Raw genomic sequence first — 17,897 nt, forward strand, 5'->3', positions numbered from 1 at the left:
AGGGATGTTTCCGGCTGATTGCGCTTCCAAATTGATTAATCTAGTTTCCCTTTACATTCCATACAGACTCTAGTTCAATGTTCAAAGTACAATTATTCATATCATTCATCATAAATATTTCACCTTCTGAAACCACTGTTCCTATTTTGTACATCCGATAAAAAGCTTTGTTTTCCCTTATTTCGACAATCAGCCTATCTATAGAATCTAAATCAAAATGTTTTTTATTTTCTTCCAATTCTCCGAACCGAATCACTAATGATTCATACGTCCCATATTGTTGAGTATGTTTAAATATTTCATCATGAATATCATCCATAAATTTGTTATAACTTTCCCTATCTCTCCATATTCCAAAAATGTGAGCCTTCAGAAAACTGTTTGTGCGTTCCCAACCCCCAAATTGTGCAACCAAACCAGAAACATGAGAAAGTAATTCCCACCTAGATTGACTGGTCGAAAAAACGTCTTCTTTTGCTTTATCCACATTGCATTCTACCCATTTGAAATACATGTGTCACCTCAAATAAACTTTGATCTGCAACTATTTCTTCTAACTCTTATTCTAGGAATCTCGCAATATTTCCTTTATCCGGAGAAACTTACAAGACATTCACAATACCCATCTAATATTGACAGAATATAGTTCGTGGAATTATAATCCATACTAATCCATGTATATTACTGAGATTTAGAATTTTACATAAACGCCAACTCACACGGAAAAGGAGCGTAATCATATGCCAAATGTTCAAACTTTCAAAGCCACTGCAAATGAAAATGCTGAATCCGTAACCAAATAAAAAGCGGGCTGCAAAAGTTATATAAAACTAATTTTGCAGCCCTATCATTTCATTTTGCTTAGTCATTTATCGTTTTCCGACAAGGAATCCCCTTAATCTCTTGCCTCCCAAGGGAGTTTCGTATCGCCCCACAATTCGAAGGACCAATCAACATCCTTGAATACTTTATTAACGACCGTACGTGTTAAAGTCAACTTGGAGGGAACATGGTCCATTCCGCGAATGTAAAACTCTGAATCGTGAATGATGGTCATGTTTCCGGCTGACGCTGGATTATAGCTCATCGACTGAATCGATACGGGGTATTCCTGCCCTTTTTCATCAACAGCTACCCACGTTTCATTTTCGACTTGATTTGCATATATTCCATCTGACTTCAGAGTTAATTCTTTGGTGCCTGGGGAATTTGATGCCTTAAGCTCATAGCCCGAGAATATCACCTTGTCACCCTCTCCTATAAAGACCGCCGGTTCTGTTATCAGCTGAGAAGGTTTAATGACAACGGAATCCTTTTTATTAATCGGTAAAGAGTATCCGTCGAGTACAAAACGAATGTCCTTGCTTTCCGGCGACATAACGAGGGGCTGAATCAAATCGGTAAAATTCTTCTCTTTGGTGCCCTCATTCATTTCTGCTGCTTTTATTAACGGCTCAATCGCCCCCGTTTTACCAAAGTCAAATTCCTCCTTCTCCCCTTGCGCATTCATCGTTTCCAAATGATAAAAGATACCTATTTGCTTACCGGACGGATCCGCAGCAAGTTTGGATAGCTTGTCATCCATTGAAGCAGCGTAATCGAGCCTGATCCCGTTTGGCGTTCGGATTACGTTTTTGGCTGTGATCGACAGACCATCCGGTGAAGTATATTGCTGATTCACATTTTTTTCAACGGACCATTTTTTCGCTTCCCGCATATCAAGATCGAATTGAAAATGCCAATTGACCTTCATAGGTTCTCGGGTCGGATTCTTCTCTGTAAAAATTTCAATTTGATCTATGTCACTTCTTACAACGATGGTGTCAGGCACAGGTCCTGTGAATAAATACGTATATTCTTGTATCCCTGGATAGGAGTTTCCCAAAGCATTTACTCTTCGGGCCACTTCATTCCCCTGAAAGTCCGTAATATGGAAGTCATCACCTTCCCGCAAGGGCGACTGCAATCTGCTTCCGTCCGGAGCCGTCTGCCGCGTCGAAATCACGATCCGCGAACGGTCGAAAAGCACATTCTCAATTTGAAATGTATAACCTTTGTCCTCAACTTTAATGCCCGGAGTGTCTATCAACCCAAGCGGTTTCGATATATTATAGTCGTTGTACCAAACCCAATCCTCCATTCCAGGCGGATTCTTTTCTTCAGCTGTCTTCGGCTTTGGTTGAAACACACTCATAGCCTGATCCTGGAACTGAGTCTGCCATATCGCCGAAACTCCCGCCAAGATGATTACTGCCGCGGTTGTCCCCGCAATCCATCCCCTTATTCTGCGCTTGCTTCGTGCTGCTGTAATATGATCAAATATCTGCGCTTCATCCGTGCCGCGTACCATCTCGACGTTCTCCAGTTTCTGCATGACCTGGCTTGTGAAATCGGCATCCGGGCCTTCAGCGAATAAGACATCGCTCCAAGTCTGTTCTTCTTGATCAGAAAAAGATTTCATATGCCAACTCTCCTTTGTTTTCCAACTCTTTCTTCAGACGCCGCTTGCCGCGATGCAGCGCATTCCGGACTTGTCCCATGCTGAATCCGGTTATTTTTATAATCTCCTCATAAGATAATTCATTTGTATACTTGAGAAGCAGGACCAATCGGTAGTTTTCAGGCAAACATTTTAAATGACGATAAATATCCCGCTTCATTTCTTTTTCCAAAACACTCTGCTCCGGTGTAATTCCTTTATCCGTTTCTTCCATTCCTTCCACTACATCAACCGGGATAGGCCTGCGTTTTCGCAAAAAATCTTTTGTTACATTAACTGCTATAGTGTATACCCAAGCGCTTAAGCTGCTTCCCTCCTGGTAACGGGGGAGAAACCTGTACATACGTATGAATGTTTCCTGCGCTAAATCCTGTGCATCCTGATGATCGGCCCCCATCCCGCGGATCACTCCATAGACCTTATGTTTATAACGATCTACGAGCGCGGAAAACAACTGCTTATCATGATCGATGATGCGCCGGATCAAATCCGCCTCTTGTTGTGAATCCATACTTTTCCTCCTGACTTGTTGTTCATCTCAATCTAATAACTCCACAAGTCTCTTATACTTCTCACTTTGCGTTAATTATTTTTGGATTTTAGTATACGGAAGCGATCCGGAAGCCTAATTGATGCGCTTCATTAACTTCCAGCTCAAAGCAGACCAAACGGTATTGTTATATCGGCAGTTAACCTGCTTTTAGTAATGCCTTGAAGTATTTCGTAATCCGGTCAAAGAAAAATGCATCCAAATTTTAGAGTATCTTAAAGATTAATTAAGGTTCCTTTCAGGTTGGCTGTTTACAATATGACTAGGCTGAAACCCTTACCTCCCGTAACGATCGCATATGACAAGCACTAAAAATTAGGAAAAGAGGATTTTAACCATGAACATAAAGCGAGTGATGATTGTCGGAACGATGGTAGTTATTATGTCTTTCGGAAGCACCGCGTTAAGCGGCTCCATCACAAGCGCAAGTCCTGCAACAAAGTTTTCTTCGACTGGCATTGCAGACAAAGATAAAGATGATCTGTTGGAAGCACTTAATCAATCGTCCGATGAGGAATTATATGAATCCTTGTATGAAGGCAAGTCCCTGAATGACATTGCGTCCGAACAGGGCGGAAACATCGCGAGTGTCATCCAAATCCAGATGGCTCAGCTTACGCAGCAGTTGGATGAACGTCTGCGCAGTGGCAACATTACCGCTGAACAGTATGCCGCACATAAGGAGGAACTCAGAGAAATCGTTGAACAGAGCGTCTTCACTTCCTTCGGTTAACAGAAGGTACATAAAGACGAAAACCTTTCATATTAGAAACTGTATGTTCAAACTCTCATCAAAAGGATAGAAAAAGGACTTTCCCTGCATTCGTATGCATCTTGGCCAATCGGCCTGACCCGGGGAGAGTCCTTTTTGATGTAAATGCTTCTTCTAATCTAGACTAAAAGTCCATGCCAAGCCGGTTTCCAAACGGATCTTCAAATATTCCGCTGCTCATCCATGTTTTGCTCTGATACGGACTGAGTAATCGGATTGTTAATAGGTATTAACTATAACATCTATATTTTATATATATTTTATTAATAAGATCAAATGAAGGATAATGGTCGTAATACCGATAACGGGAGTGATGATGATGAGTTCGATCAATCAATGGCAGCCGGAAGTTTATGACCAAAAGCTTGGATTCGTTTCGGAGTATGGCAAAGAGATCGTTACGTTACTTAATCCTCAAAAGAATGAGCTAATATTGGATCTTGGCTGCGGTACGGGTGACCTTACCTATGAAATTTCCTTATCGGGTGCCAAGGTCCATGGTGTGGACGCATCCGCGGATATGATCCGCAAAGCACAAGATAAATACCCTTCCCTTCATTTCGATATTGCAGATGGGCAGCAGTTTCATACCGAAGTGCTTTATGATGCCGTATTTTCGAATGCTGCGCTTCATTGGATGAAGGATGCTAATGGGGTGATCCAGAGTGTATGTCATGCGTTAAGGCCCGGGGGGCGATTTGTTGCGGAGTTCGGAGGAAAAGATAATGTAAAAACGATTGTTGACGCTATGATCGATGTACTTACAGAGGAATATGGGATCGACGCCGCAGCGCGAAACCCATGGTATTTTCCAAGTATCGGCGAATACTGCGCGCTGCTTGAACGCCAGGGATTCACGGTGCGTCTGGCCCATTATTTCGACAGACCCACGAAACTTCAGGACGGCGAACAAGGTCTGCTCAGTTGGTTGGCTCAATTCGGGGATGATTTTTTTCAGGGATTTACAGCCGGAGAAATCAGTCATATCTGCCGTATCGTGAGCCGGAGGGTTAATTCAAAGCTATGGCATGATGATGCTGTATATGCCGACTACAAGCGAATTCGCGTTATTGCCGAGAAACCCATCCACGCGACATAGAGGATTTCCCCAAGTTTCCTCGAATACATGAAAATATACGTTTAAATAGCCGCCCCGCTCATGGGACGGCTTCGCAATTTCTATTTTGACGATCGCTTGGAAGGATGAATCGTATCGATGAACAGCAGGCCGTCATATTGATCGCGGATGATCATTTTTTCCTCCAACTTCCCCCATGCTTTAGCGATTCTGGGTGTAAACATCCATGACGTTGACGGTTCCAACTTGGCCCCGCTCAAGTCGATGAATTGGAACGGATGTCCCCCCGCCTTTAAAATATCCTCCATGCTGCCTGTTTGGTGAGGTAAAGAAACGGACTCGACTTTTTGATTGTTCAAATTGGAGCTTCCCTGATATGCATATAACCCGATGACGTAATGTTCTTTTTTCAGCGAAAACGGCAGCATCTCCCCCATCGTCGGATAAGGATGATTGTTAAAATCAAAACCGTCATGTTCGGTAATCATCGTGGAGTTATGTTTCCGCACATGGTAATTATGTCCCCAAAAGATGATTTTTTTATCCGGATATAAACGTTCGGCGAGCCAAGCCGCATTATTGGCCATCTGCTGATCACGAATATAACTGGCTTCTTTGATTTGATTTTCCGGTTCTATCTGAGCAAACAGCTTTACCATATGTATTATATACGTATCCACCATATCGATCCGGTTCTGCAGGACGCGTTCGAGCGACGGAACCAATTCCGGATTCGCCGGGTAGGCTTGCTGCAGCTTCGTTTCATTTTCTTTAACGAATTGCTGGATCAAGCGATATTTTTCGATTAGCTGCGTTTGTTCGCGGTTGAATTGCTTCAGATCAGTGTACGAGTGCATTTTTACATACCAGCGTTCCGCTTCTCCAAAATCTGCGGCCTTCCCTTGATCTATACTTGAAAACCATTTCTCTACGAAGGTTATAAACGAATTGGATGTCCCCTGCACATCCACTCCGGTTAAAATCAGCGGATGCTTTGATTTGCTTTGCTCAGCTATATATTCGAATAGCGGCAAATTTTCCTGTACATGCCATACGCCAAAAATCGATTTTTCCATTGTATCTTGCGGTTTATCATGATTAATTTGCGCATACGCAGTAGATGCATCCGCCAAATTGGATTCAAAGGCCAGTACACTGTACCCCATTTGTTCATGCAAAAATTTCACCAAACGCACCTTGGCCAAATTATATTCCGATGCGCCATGCGATGCTTCGCCAAGACTGATCATCCGCTTATCCTTCAGAAGGGACTTAAGAAATTGCAAATCAGGATAGGAATCCGCTGAGCTGTTCCGATTGCCGGTCAACTCCGGTTTTGCGGCGATGGCAATGGCCTTCGCATTTTTCTTGACCCACTGCTTCCACAAGTCGATGTTTCCTTGGTCCGTTACAGATGCTTTATTACTGTTACCGGTGTTGCTCCCTGCAGCCCCCGCAACCCCTGACAATAATGAGGATACAATAACCAGTGCAGCTGCACTCATCACAAATTTCCTTTTCCAACCGATCATTTGATTCACCTTCCATGAATGTCTTGTTATCTTCATAGTTTCAGCATACTAGGTGAACTTTAATATGTGGGGAGATTTCGTTTAAAGTTTGTTTAAAGTTTATTTTGAAAATGTAATTAAGTTGGTGAAGCAGCAAAAAGCCGCCGAGGTACTTAGCGGCAGCTTAGTAATTAAACTTGATAATTTAGACTATCCCTCAAACTCACCCGGAAGATTCGCAATAAAACCAAAGTGGTGTGCAAGGATTTCGACAATACGCCTTGATGCTTGTCCGTCCCCAAAGGGATTACCTGCATTTGCCATCCTATTGTATAAACTTGAATCATTAAGAAGCCGAGCGGTTATGTCATAAATAGAAGACTCCTCCGTTCCCGCTAAATATACAGCATTAGCCGTAACAGCCTCCGGTCTTTCCGTCGTATCGCGCATCAACACAAGCGGCTTTTTAAAAACCGGAGTTTCTTCCTGAAGACCGCCAGAGTCGCTTAAGATAAGATGGGATCGCGAAATCAGGTTAATCATGTCAGGGTATTCAATCGGATCAAGCAAATGTATTCTGTCATGACCTGAAAGCTTTTTGAATGCAATCTCACGCACAGTTGGGCTTAAATGAACCGGGTAAATGACGGAGACATCGGGGTGCTCATCGGCAATGCGCCGTATGGCAGCAAACATTTTTTCCATTGGCAATCCATAATTTTCTCTGCGGTGTGCTGTTACCGTGATGATTTTCCCTTCATGTTGGATCAAGCTGTTCAGTTTCGTTTCATTAAATTCGTAGTCCGGCTTGCTGGTGTATATGGCAGCATCTACGGCAGTTTGCCCTGTGATAAAGATATGTTCGCTATTATAGCCTTCTTTGATTAGATTATCCTTGCCTACTGATGTAGGTGCGAATAATAAATCGGTTACGACATCAACGAATGAATGCTTCAGGTAAATTAGCCGTCCTACTAAAATAACCCCACAAAGAGTATCGGAAAGAAGTCCGGCGCCTCTTACAGAGGGGCGCTTTTGCCAAGCAAAAGTACTGAGTGACGTGTAGCCTTTGAAGCTTATTCCGATTACTTTGCTGGGACCCCGGAAGTTTATACTGATATGTTAAAAAAAGCCGCGGTACACGCAGCTTCTAATGTCTATTCGAATCAAAGTTCATCCGCGATCCCAAGCAGCGCAATCCCGATAATTACTAGGACAATCACCGCATACTGCGTCCTGGTTAGTCTCTCTTTGAGGAAAATACGGGATAAGATCACCGAAAAGATACTGTAGGAAGCAATCAGAGGCGCTGCTATAATGGCGTTGCTGAACATCGCAAATACGTAGAAAAACTGTCCGATCGTCTCGCAAACCGCAGCATACCCTTTGACGCGTTCTTTGAAGAGATGAAACGACTGTTTTTTGACGAATTTCAGGTATGTATATGCCAGCACGGCACACAAGAAAAAGGTGAATTCATATGCGAGCAGGGCCGAATCTTGGCTGATCAGCTTAAGCTCATCCAAATAAATCCCATCGGCAAAAGTCCCAAGCCCATCAATGATGCAGTACAAAATCGGAAACATGATCGCCATCATGCCGATTTGATATTTTTTATCGATTTGTTCGGAACTCGCTTTTAGGGCTCGTTGTTCAGCAGCTTTCTCCAGGATGGCGATTCCAATCACGCCCAAAGTGATAATCGTCACGCCCAACACTTCAACGACGCCAAGTTTATGGGTGAAAAATATGAACAACAGGATCGACGTCACTGCTCCGGAGGAATTTTGCACAGGCGAAGCGATGGATAATTCCATATACCTTAAACCTATATATCCGATCGTCATCGATAAAATATAAAGTGCGGATACGGGCGAATAACGCAATAAATCGATAGGATCGAAGCTTATTCCTTTGACGAGCATATAAACCGTGGCATGAATCCCCATTACCAGACCTACCATAATGACGATTTTAATATGGCTGAACCTGTCGTCGCTGTCGCTGCCTTTTTTGTAAAATAGATCCGCACCTCCCCAAGCAAAAGCGGTCAGTAAAGCAAACATAAACCACATGTCAGTACTCCTTGCTGAAATTTATTGCCTAAAGCTTTATTATTATAGGCGATGCAAGATACTGGATGTCAACCACAGGATTCATTGCATGTAGGATTAAATTGCGTCATCAAGCATGAATATGAACAAAAAAAACAGCGGCCCTCATCCCTTCAATCCGTCATATCCGACCCGCCTACAACCCCGTTTTCCATAAAACAAGTGATGCCAATGCAAAAAAATGACCTCTTATGTAACGTAACAGAAGTCATTTTTATAACTCAGCATTATTTTAGGAACGATCTATCGACCAAGGTCCTACAGCGAAATCAAATCACGAGACAGCTTGTTCAGCCGCTCGCAGCCGTTATCCGTAACAAGCACCATATCTTCGATCATAATGGCGCCAATGCCATAGCCGTAATATGGCGTCTCCAAACAGATAACCATCCCCGGATGAAAAACGCCCTCCTCCGATGGGCTCAAGAACGGGGCTTCTTCGGCCGCGAGACTCAAACCTGCGCTATGTCCCAGATGACCGCGGTTGTAATTGGGAAGGCCTGAGCTGCGGATCACATGCATGGCTTCGTCAAATGCTCGCTTCATCGGCTGGCCCGGTTCGATGAGTTCCAATAATCGGTCATGTCCGGCCCGCAGTGCGCCGTAAATACGCTTCACCGTGTCAGAGGGAGATCCAAGCACGAAAGTGCGGGCGATATCCGAACCGTAACCGGCAACATCGACGCCGACATCGAATTTGATCAAGTCGCCGGGTTCCCCCGGACGAGTATCAAAAATATGCGCCGGAGCGAAATTTCCACCGACGGAAATCATGTGGAACCGGGATGGTGCCCCATCCGCATGGGTCAGCAAAGCAAGCCGGAAAGCGTCGGCAATCTCGGCCGCCGAGCTGCCGGTACGGATTCCCTTGATCGTTTCGGCGATGCCGATTTCGGCAAAAGCACAGCTTTGGCGCAGCTGATCGATTTCCCAAGGCGTCTTGCGCGCCCGCAGCTCAGTCAGAACCAAGCCGGCTTCCGTCAGTTCAAGTCCCGGAACGGCTTCACGCAGCGCATTTACGGCAGGGCACCTCATGGAGCTTAGCTCCACGGCTACCTTGCCGCTGGTAATTCCATGCTCAGCCAGAACCTCGCTCAGCAGCCCGAACATCTCATGGATTTGATGTTTATCAGGCCGTTTGCCTTCGTATCTCGCGCCTCGGAGTCCGAACGGATCGTCAACGTCGACCCAGGTCGGGTACGTTCGCAGCTCGCATCCGGGCAAATCTGCCGATATGCCCGCAGCCTCGAATTCATTCATGATGATCACCGTGCTGCGGGATGGATCTCGAAACATGACCGCAAGGGCAACCTCACTCATGCGCAATGTATACATAAACGTACTCGGGTGCCCAGACAAGTAATAGAAATTTTCGCAGCTTGATGCCACGATCGCTTCTATGTTCTCCCGCTCCATGATCATTCGGGCACGTTCCGCAACATTTTTCAAATGCTTCTTCTTATCGTAAACCATTTTGTCAACTCCTTCGAAGCGCATTTGCTATTCCGCTTCCGGTTCGCTCGCGAGCTGCCGCAAAAATTTGCGGGCCCGTTCCGTCTGCGGCTGATCGAAAAACCGCTCCGGCGAACTTTCTTCCTGAATTTTTCCTTCGCTCATAAAAATAACCCGATTCGCCACTTCACGCGCGAATTTCATTTCATGGGTGACGATGATCATCGTCATCCCTTCCCTGGCCAACTTCTTCATGACCGCAAGCACTTCTCCCGTCAGTTCGGGATCCAGCGCCGATGTGGGTTCGTCGAACAGCATGATTTGCGGCTGCATGGCGAGAGCCCGGGCAATCGCGACCCGCTGCTGCTGGCCGCCGGATAACCGGGAGGGGTATTCATCCTTTTTATTCAGCAGCCCGACTTTGGTGAGAAGCGATTCTCCGATTTCGACTGCCTCGGCTTTATTCATATTTTTCACCATCATCGGCGCCATAGTGACGTTCTCCAGTACGGTCATATGGGGAAATAAATTAAACGACTGGAACACCATGCCGGTTAAGGTCCGTACTCGCCGCACCGCCGCCTTTTTGGCTGCCTCGCTCATCGAAGCGTCCCAAGAGGCATCCCCAATCCGGATCGATCCTGCATCCGGGACCTCCAGCCCGTTTAAGCAGCGCAGCAGCGTGCTTTTGCCGGAACCGCTCGGTCCGACCAGAACCAGGATTTCACCGGAATCGATATGCAGGTTGATATCGCTGAATACAGTTAGTTCACCGAAACTTTTGCCGAGATTGTTTACCTCAATCATGTATATCACACGTCCTTAATATGCTTTTGCTAAACGGGCCTCGATACGGTTCAGAATGAAAGAGAAAGACACGCTCATGACCCAGTACATCAGAGCAATAGCCACAAAAAAAGGCATGGCGACATAATATTGGGCAACGAGCAGTTGTGCGGAGCGCAGCAGTTCGGTTACGGTAACGATGGATACAAGCGACGTCTCCTTCAGCATCCCGATGAACGTATTGCCCATCGGCGGGATCGCAACGCGGGCCGCCTGCGGCAGCACAACCCGGCGCATCGTTTGCCATGGCGTCAAGCCCAGGGAAAAAGCAGCCTCTGACTGTCCATTAGGCACTGATAAAATGGCACCGCGGAACGTCTCGGACAAATACGCCCCGACGTTAATGCTTAGTGAAATGAAGGCCGCCGTGAGCGGTCCAAGCGTTATTCCGAAATCAGGCAGTCCGTAATAGACAATGAAAATTTGCACCAGAATTGGCGTACCCCGAATCAGAGAGACGTAACCTTTAGCCAGATTGCGAACGAGCACATTTCCTTTTAAACGGGCGATCGCAACGATGATTCCGATAATGAGTCCGAAAAACATGGGAACCACCGTAAGCAGCAGTGTGTAATACGCACCCGTCAAAAGAAATTGGAAGTTCTTGAAAACCAGTTCCATTGCCAGAATCCTCCCGCCTCTTACTCTTTAGATGTTAGGATCGACATCAAACCATTTATGGAAAATCTCTTTGAATGTGCCGTCGGTTTTCATCTCGTCGAGCGCTTTATTGATGGCATCCAGCAGTTCAGGGTTATTTTTGCGAATTGCGATGCCGGCAAAATCTTCTTTAATCGGCTCTCCGACCGCCTTTACCGTAAAGTGATTTTTTTCAATCAGCGGCTTGATAGCGAAAACGTTATTAATGGTTGCATCGATGCGGCCGACGTTCAGATCCTTCAGAGAGGTGATGACATCGTTATACGTGGCAATGTTGAAATTGCCGACCTTTGGCATCACGACGTCGCGCAAATATTTCTCATCGTTGGTTCCAAGCCCAACGCCAATCTTTTTACCCTTGAAATCATCGATGCTTTTAATCGCCGTGTTATCACTTTTCACGATTACGTTCACGGCATTTTTCACGTAAGGCGTCGAAAAGTCCATCGTTTTTTTCCGGTCATCGGTAATCGTTACCTGGCTGACAAGCGCATCGTATTTATCCTTTTGAAGTCCTTCGATCAGCCCGGAAAATTCACCGGTTATGAATTCCACCTTCACGCCGAGACGTTTGGCCACTTCTTTGGCAACATCCGCATCGAAACCGTCGACTTCATGTTTTTCATTCAGAAAGTTATACGGAGCATAGGTGCCCATAAGCCCGATTCTGATCGTTCCGGCCTTTTTGATTTTCTCAAGCGAATTCGCGCCATCTTGGGCCGTCTTGCTTCCGCATGCAGCGAGTACAAGGGAGAGAACAGTGAGCAGCAAAGTGGCTTTGACGAATTTTTGCAGTTTAACAGACATTGATAGCATCCTCCATTTGTGTATGACCATGTATAGGTCTTCATTAAATTAAGTAAATTATCCGAGCAGTCCCCGGAATTCGAACTTCGCCGTTTCTTCAGCTATTTCAGACGGAGCATAGACAGACTTGAAATCAACATCATTCATCGGTCCAAACAGCCATTTGGATAATACGCCCGTAATTAAACAGACAAGTATGTTAGCCCGAAGCGGCAGATCATTCGTGCGGGGAAGCATGCCTAGCTCCATCGCCCGTTGAATGTTGCTTTTGAACGCATCTTCGAAAGCAATCCATGTTTGCGAGACGGCTTCCCGTATTGGAGTATCGGCGCCTTGTCCTTTGATGAGAAGCAGAGCCATCAGCTCCCGGTTTCGGTCGGCGAATGTGAACAAATGCGTGAGCAGCCGCGATGACGACCTCACCATATCGTCTTCCGTACCTGCATGTTTGCGGTAGCCTTGTGCTATGACTTCTATTAGCTTCTCTTTTCCGTCTTCAATTAATTCCAAAACGAGCTGTTCTTTGCTCTGAAAATACCAGTAGAAGGTTCCTTGCGACACGCCTGCAGCTTTGACCACATCGGATATTTTCGTGCTGTGGTATCCTTTGCAGGCTAATATCTTCAGAGCAGCTTCGATAAGTTGAATCCGGCGTTCCGGATCTTGTTTGGGTGTGGCAGCCAGCACTCATCGCCCCTCTCACTTGACTGACGAGTCAGTTAATTATAATTCCGATGGGATTACTATATTTTAAAGTCGGCTTTGTGTCAAGCAGCAAAATTCCCGATGCAGAGCCGTTATTTGAAAAACTCAAATAAAGTCGGAGTATTTAGTGGGTGCTTATATTAACGCGTTTTTCTGCAAGGATTCGCTGCGGCAATTCTATGTACGGCTGGATTAGCATTACTGGCGGAAGTTTTCCCGCAAGAAGAGAGAGGAAAAGCAATGGGGATGGCAATGTCGGGTCAAACTGGAGGGCATGTTTAGTCTAGAGTAAAGAGGGCAGAGAATTTCTGCCCCTCCTTATCAAATCGTACTTGAGGTTTTCCCCCATACGGCTTTCCGTGTTTGTCATTCATGTGCATACAAATTATAATAGCGTTTTGAGTCCACATTGACTCGTCAATTAGCGTTATCTCCTGGACCGTACCCTTTGAAAAGAAAAAACCTCTACATATTGCGGCGGTATTGCCCGCCCACCTCGTACAGCGCATTCGTGATCTGTCCCAAGGAAGCGACCCGCACCGTTTCCATCAGTTCCTCGAAAATGTTCCCACCCTTAAGCGCAACCTGCTTCAAGCGATCGAGCGCACCGGCGCATTCGTTTTGGTGCTTCGACCAGAATTCGCGAAGGCTGGCAATCTGGGTCTCTTTTTCCTCTTCCGTCGATCGGGCCAGTTCGATTTCGTAGGACGTTTCGTCGGCATGCGGATTGACGAACGTGTTCACGCCGATGATCGGCAGTTCGCCGGAATGCTTCTTGTGTTCATAATAGAGCGATTCCTCTTGGATTTTGCCGCGCTGATACTGGGTTTCCATCGCTCCCAATACGCCTCCGCGCTCATGAATGCGCTGGAATTCGCGGAGCACGCTCTCCTCTACAAGGTCGGTGAGCTCATCGATAATGAAGGAACCTTGCAGCGAATTTTCGTTTTTCGCGAGCCCGAGCTCCTTATTGATGATCATCTGGATGGCCATAGCCCGCCGTACCGACCCCTCTGTCGGCGTCGTGATCGCTTCATCGTAAGCGTTCGTATGCAGGGAGTTACAGTTGTCGTAGATCGCCATCAGCGCCTGCAGCGTCGTCCTTATATCGTTGAAGTCCATCTCTTGCGCGTGCAGAGAGCGGCCAGACGTTTGAATATGGTACTTCAGCTTCTGGCTTCGCTCGTTGCCGCCGTACTTATCCTTAATGACCGTCGACCAGATCCGGCGCGCAACCCGCCCCATAACGGTATACTCCGGATCGAGGCCATTGCTGAAAAAGAACGACAGATTCGGCGCAAAGCTATCGATGTGCATGCCGCGACTTAAATAATACTCCACGAACGTAAAGCCGTTAGCGAGCGTAAAAGCCAGCTGGGATATCGGATTCGCTCCTGCCTCGGCAATATGATAGCCGCTGATGCTGACTGAATAGTAATTGCGCACCTGATGGTCGACAAAGTACTGCTGGATGTCCCCCATCATTTTTAAGGCGAATTCAGTTGAGAAAATGCAAGTGTTCTGCCCCTGATCCTCCTTGAGAATATCCGCTTGAACTGTACCGCGCACCGTCTGCAGCGTGTAGGCTTTAATCGATGCGTACTCTGTGGCGCTCGGCTGCCGCCCGTTTTTCGCGGCGAACGCTTCAATCTGCTGATCGATCGCTGTGCCCAGGAACATCGCCAAAATCATCGGCGCAGGGCCGTTGATCGTCATTGATACGCTCGTGGAAGGATGGCACAGATCGAAGCCGGCAAACAATTTCTTCATATCGTCGAGCGTGCATACGCTGACGCCGCTGTTGCCGATCTTTCCGTAAATATCGGGACGGTAATCCGGGTCTTGTCCGTACAGCGTGACGCTGTCGAAGGCGGTAGACAGTCGCTTGGCTTCGTCGTTTTGGCATAAGTAATGGAAGCGGCGGTTCGTTCGCTCCGGCGTTCCTTCCCCGGCAAACTGGCGCTTCGGATCTTCACTTGTCCGCTTGAACGGGAATACGCCCGCCGTATAGGGGAAGCTGCCGGGCAGGTTCTCTTTGAGGAGCCAGCGCAGGATTTCTCCGTCATCCTCGTATTGCGGCAAGCTGACGCGCGGAATTTTATTGCCGGACAACGTTTCGGTGTACAGCTCGGTGACGATTTCTTGATCCCGAATCTTGGTGACGAGCTGGTCCTGCTGGTACGCTTCGCGGAGCCTCGGCCACTCTTCCAGCTTGGCCCGGCATTCCGGAAGAAGCTTGGTTTCATACAAGGCGATCATCGCATCCAGCTTCGTGATAAAATCGGCCGCCTCCGCTTGCGGCAGCAAGCTCCCGTTTTCCGACTCTGCCAATCTCTTCGTGCCCCTCAGTTGAAATAGCTTGCGGGCGATCGAAACTTGCTTTTCCATGTCCTTTTTATATTGGCGGACCGTCTGTACGATTTCGCCCAAGTAACCGGTGCGCTCCGGCGGGATGATCATGTTTTTCTTCGTGACCTTTTGAACCTTATCAGGGTATCCTGCTAACCAGCTGCCGCCGGTTTTGCGCTCGACGATGTGCATCAGATTCGCGAACAGCACGTTCGTGCCCGGGTCGTTGAATTGGCTCGCGATCGTCCCGAACACCGGAAGCTCTTCGTCCGGCACGTCGAACAGCTCCCTGCTGCGCTTGAATTGTTTCCGTACGTCACGCATCGCGTCTTCCGAACCGCGACGATCGAACTTGTTGATGACGATCAAGTCGGCATAGTCGATCATATCGATTTTTTCCAACTGCGTAGCCGCTCCGAACTCGCTTGTCATCACATACATTGACACATCGCCAAGCTCGACGATGCCGGAGTCGCCCTGTCCGATGCCGCTCGTTTCGACGATGACGAAATCGTAACCGGCAGCCTTCACGATGGCGACCGCTTCCTTCGTGGCCGAGCTGAGCTCGGTCTTCGATCCGCGCGTCGCTAAGCTCCGCATGTATACGCGAGGGTTATTAATCGCGTTCATACGGATACGGTCGCCGAGCAGTGCGCCCCCAGTCTTCATCTTGGAAGGGTCGATCGAGATGATGGCGACCGATCGTTCGGGGAACTGCTCGAGAAAACGCCTTACAAGCTCATCGGTGAGCGAGCTTTTACCCGCTCCGCCGGTTCCCGTGATGCCGAGCACAGGAACTTTCGGGATGTCCGCTTGCAATTGCTTCATAATCGACGTAAAGGATGAATCCGCATCCAGGCGGGACTTATCCGCGCTGTCCTCCGCAAGAGTGATCAACTTCGCGATCGCTCCCCAGTTTTTACGCTTCAAGCCTTCCTGTATGCTATCCATCTGTTTCGGCGTCTTGAAGTCAGACTCCCGCAGCATATGGTTGATCATGCCCTGCAATCCCAGCTTGCGTCCGTCATCCGGAGAGAAAATTTTGGCGATGCCGTATTCCATCAATTCTTTGATCTCCGAGGGGATAATGACACCTCCACCGCCGGCAAAAATTTTAATATGGCCCGCTTCCTCTTTCTGAAGCAAGTCGTACATGTACTTCAAATACTCGACGTGGCCGCCCTGATACGAGCTGATGGCAATCGCCTGCACATCTTCCTGAATCGCCGCATTCACGACCTCGTCGACGGAACGGTTATGGCCTAAGTGGATGACTTCCGCGCCGGATGCTTGAAGTATGCGTCTCATGATGTTAATCGACGCGTCATGTCCGTCGAACAAACCGGCGGCCGTAACGAAACGCACCTTGCAAACAGGGCGGTAAACCTGAGTTTCCACGTGCATTCCCCCTAATCCTTAAGTAAATATCCGGATATGACCAGACGTTGAATCTCATTCGTGCCTTCGTAGATTTGCGTAATTTTCGCATCCCGCATAAAACGCTCCACCGGATATTCGCGCGTGTATCCGTAGCCTCCAAACACTTGAACCGCTTCAACCGTCACCTCCATCGCAATATCGCTGGCGAACAGTTTCGACATGGCCGATTGTAAGCCGTAGGATACGCCCTGGTCCTCGCGCCACGCAGCCTGATATGTCAGCAATCGCGCAGCTTCGATTTTCGTCGCCATATCCGCCAGCTTGAATTGGATCGCCTGCAGCTTGCTGATCGGCTTGCCGAACTGCACGCGCTGCTTCGCATATGCGGTCGCGTGATCCAATGCCCCTTGCGCGATGCCGAGCGCCTGCGCCGCAATCCCGTTTCGGCCGCCATCGAGCGTCATCATGGCGATTTTGAACCCTTCGCCGACCTTACCGAGCAGATTCTCCTTCGGTACGCGGCAACCGTCGAAAATGACTTCCGTCGTCGAGGACGAACGGATGCCCAGCTTCTTCTCCTTCTTCCCCACGGAGAATCCCGGGAAGCTTTTTTCTACGATAAAAGCGGCGATCCCTTTGTGCAGGAGTTCCGGATTCGTCTGAGCGAACACGATAAAAATGTCGGCATAACCGCCGTTCGTAATAAAAATTTTGGAACCGCTCAGCACCCATTCGTCGCCTTCCAGCGCCGCCGTCGTCTTCATGCCGGCGGCATCGGACCCGGAGCCCGGCTCGGTTAAGCAGTATGCGCCCATACTTTTTCCGGTGGCCATCGCACGCAAATATTTCTGTTTTTGTTCCTCCGTGCCGAACTTATACACCGGCCATCCGGCCAATGACGTATGGGCGGACAGCGTGACCCCGATGGACGCATCCACGCGGGACAGCTCTTCCACTGCGATCACATAGCTCAAGTAGTCCGCTCCCGCGCCGCCGTATTTCTCCGGCCAAGGGATGCCGCAAATGCCGAGCTCGGTCATTTTATGCCAAATGCCCATATCAAAGGACTCGTCTTCGTCGCGCTGCGCAGCCGAAGGGCCGCATTCGTTCTCGGCAAATTCCTTCAGCATGTTTTGCATCATTTGATGTTCTTCCGATAATTGAAAATGCATG

The 17,897-nt window shown here is 47.8% G+C and carries 16 protein-coding genes; 3 read left to right on the top strand and 13 right to left on the bottom strand.

Annotated elements, in window-relative coordinates; all coding sequences use genetic code 11:
- Positions 1–40: 40 nt before the first annotated feature.
- From L6442_RS17435 to L6442_RS17445, 3 genes are all read right to left on the bottom strand, one after another.
- Entirely contained in the window at positions 41–514 is a 474-nt protein-coding gene (locus L6442_RS17435; RefSeq protein WP_272880265.1) for a DUF4937 domain-containing protein, read from the bottom strand.
- A 381-nt stretch (positions 515–895) separates the two neighbouring features.
- Positions 896–2,461 carry a DUF4179 domain-containing protein gene (locus tag L6442_RS17440; protein ID WP_212980990.1) on the bottom strand — a complete coding sequence of 522 codons (1,566 nt, stop codon included), beginning with the start codon at positions 2,459–2,461 and terminating at the stop codon, positions 896–898.
- On the bottom strand, positions 2,445–3,011 hold the full coding sequence (locus tag L6442_RS17445; protein ID WP_212980989.1) for an RNA polymerase sigma factor: 567 nt from the start codon (positions 3,009–3,011) through the stop codon (positions 2,445–2,447). The genes L6442_RS17440 and L6442_RS17445 overlap by 17 nt, the downstream gene beginning before the upstream one ends.
- A 376-nt stretch (positions 3,012–3,387) precedes the next feature.
- On the opposite strand from L6442_RS17445, the gene L6442_RS17450 reads away from it, so the two are divergent.
- Both L6442_RS17450 and L6442_RS17455 read left to right on the top strand, forming a co-directional pair.
- A complete protein-coding gene (locus L6442_RS17450) occupies positions 3,388–3,783 on the top strand; it encodes a hypothetical protein (protein ID WP_212980988.1) in 396 nt (131 codons plus the stop codon).
- A 358-nt stretch (positions 3,784–4,141) separates the two neighbouring features.
- Positions 4,142–4,921, top strand: coding sequence for a class I SAM-dependent methyltransferase (locus L6442_RS17455; RefSeq protein WP_212980987.1), 780 nt, complete (start codon positions 4,142–4,144; stop codon positions 4,919–4,921).
- 80 nt (positions 4,922–5,001) lie between these two features.
- Here the strand turns inward: L6442_RS17455 and L6442_RS17460 are convergent, their stop codons facing one another.
- The 8 genes from L6442_RS17460 to L6442_RS17495 all read right to left on the bottom strand — a co-directional run bounded on the left by L6442_RS17460 (position 5,002) and on the right by L6442_RS17495 (position 12,929).
- Positions 5,002–6,405 carry an erythromycin esterase family protein gene (locus L6442_RS17460; RefSeq protein ID WP_212980986.1) on the bottom strand — a complete coding sequence of 468 codons (1,404 nt, stop codon included), beginning with the start codon at positions 6,403–6,405 and terminating at the stop codon, positions 5,002–5,004.
- 216 nt (positions 6,406–6,621) lie between these two features.
- On the bottom strand, positions 6,622–7,530 hold the full coding sequence (wecB, locus tag L6442_RS17465) for a non-hydrolyzing UDP-N-acetylglucosamine 2-epimerase (protein WP_212981033.1): 909 nt from the start codon (positions 7,528–7,530) through the stop codon (positions 6,622–6,624).
- A gap of 47 nt (positions 7,531–7,577) precedes the next feature.
- The gene (locus L6442_RS17470) at positions 7,578–8,486 is read right to left on the bottom strand and encodes an EamA family transporter (protein WP_212980985.1); all 909 of its coding nucleotides are present in this window, start codon (positions 8,484–8,486) and stop codon (positions 7,578–7,580) included.
- A gap of 297 nt (positions 8,487–8,783) precedes the next feature.
- Positions 8,784–9,998: a M24 family metallopeptidase gene (locus L6442_RS17475; RefSeq protein WP_212980984.1), complete on the bottom strand. Its 1,215-nt coding sequence runs from the start codon at positions 9,996–9,998 to the stop codon at positions 8,784–8,786.
- A gap of 27 nt (positions 9,999–10,025) precedes the next feature.
- Positions 10,026–10,784: an amino acid ABC transporter ATP-binding protein gene (locus L6442_RS17480; protein ID WP_212980983.1), complete on the bottom strand. Its 759-nt coding sequence runs from the start codon at positions 10,782–10,784 to the stop codon at positions 10,026–10,028.
- Between the two features lie 15 nt (positions 10,785–10,799).
- Entirely contained in the window at positions 10,800–11,444 is a 645-nt protein-coding gene (locus tag L6442_RS17485; RefSeq protein ID WP_212980982.1) for an amino acid ABC transporter permease, read from the bottom strand.
- Between the two features lie 27 nt (positions 11,445–11,471).
- Positions 11,472–12,290, bottom strand: a complete 819-nt coding sequence (locus L6442_RS17490; RefSeq protein ID WP_212980981.1) for a transporter substrate-binding domain-containing protein — start codon at positions 12,288–12,290, stop codon at positions 11,472–11,474.
- Between the two features lie 57 nt (positions 12,291–12,347).
- A complete protein-coding gene (locus L6442_RS17495; protein ID WP_212981032.1) occupies positions 12,348–12,929 on the bottom strand; it encodes a TetR/AcrR family transcriptional regulator in 582 nt (193 codons plus the stop codon).
- 267 nt (positions 12,930–13,196) lie between these two features.
- Here L6442_RS17495 and L6442_RS17500 point away from each other — a divergent pair, with 267 nt between their 5' ends.
- Positions 13,197–13,277 carry a hypothetical protein gene (locus L6442_RS17500; RefSeq protein WP_237100398.1) on the top strand — a complete coding sequence of 27 codons (81 nt, stop codon included), beginning with the start codon at positions 13,197–13,199 and terminating at the stop codon, positions 13,275–13,277.
- A gap of 183 nt (positions 13,278–13,460) precedes the next feature.
- On the opposite strand, the gene icmF is transcribed toward L6442_RS17500, so the two are convergent.
- Together icmF and L6442_RS17510 are read right to left on the bottom strand one after the other, a co-directional pair.
- Complete coding sequence (icmF, locus tag L6442_RS17505; protein ID WP_212980980.1) at positions 13,461–16,742, bottom strand: fused isobutyryl-CoA mutase/GTPase IcmF; 3,282 nt, start codon at positions 16,740–16,742, stop codon at positions 13,461–13,463.
- 11 nt (positions 16,743–16,753) lie between these two features.
- Positions 16,754–17,896, bottom strand: coding sequence for an acyl-CoA dehydrogenase (locus tag L6442_RS17510; RefSeq protein WP_212980979.1), 1,143 nt, complete (start codon positions 17,894–17,896; stop codon positions 16,754–16,756).
- Position 17,897: the final 1 nt, after the last annotated feature.

Origin of the sequence: Paenibacillus azoreducens (genome assembly GCF_021654775.1) — a bacterium.
GTDB lineage: Bacteria > Bacillota > Bacilli > Paenibacillales > Paenibacillaceae > Paenibacillus_AQ > Paenibacillus_AQ azoreducens.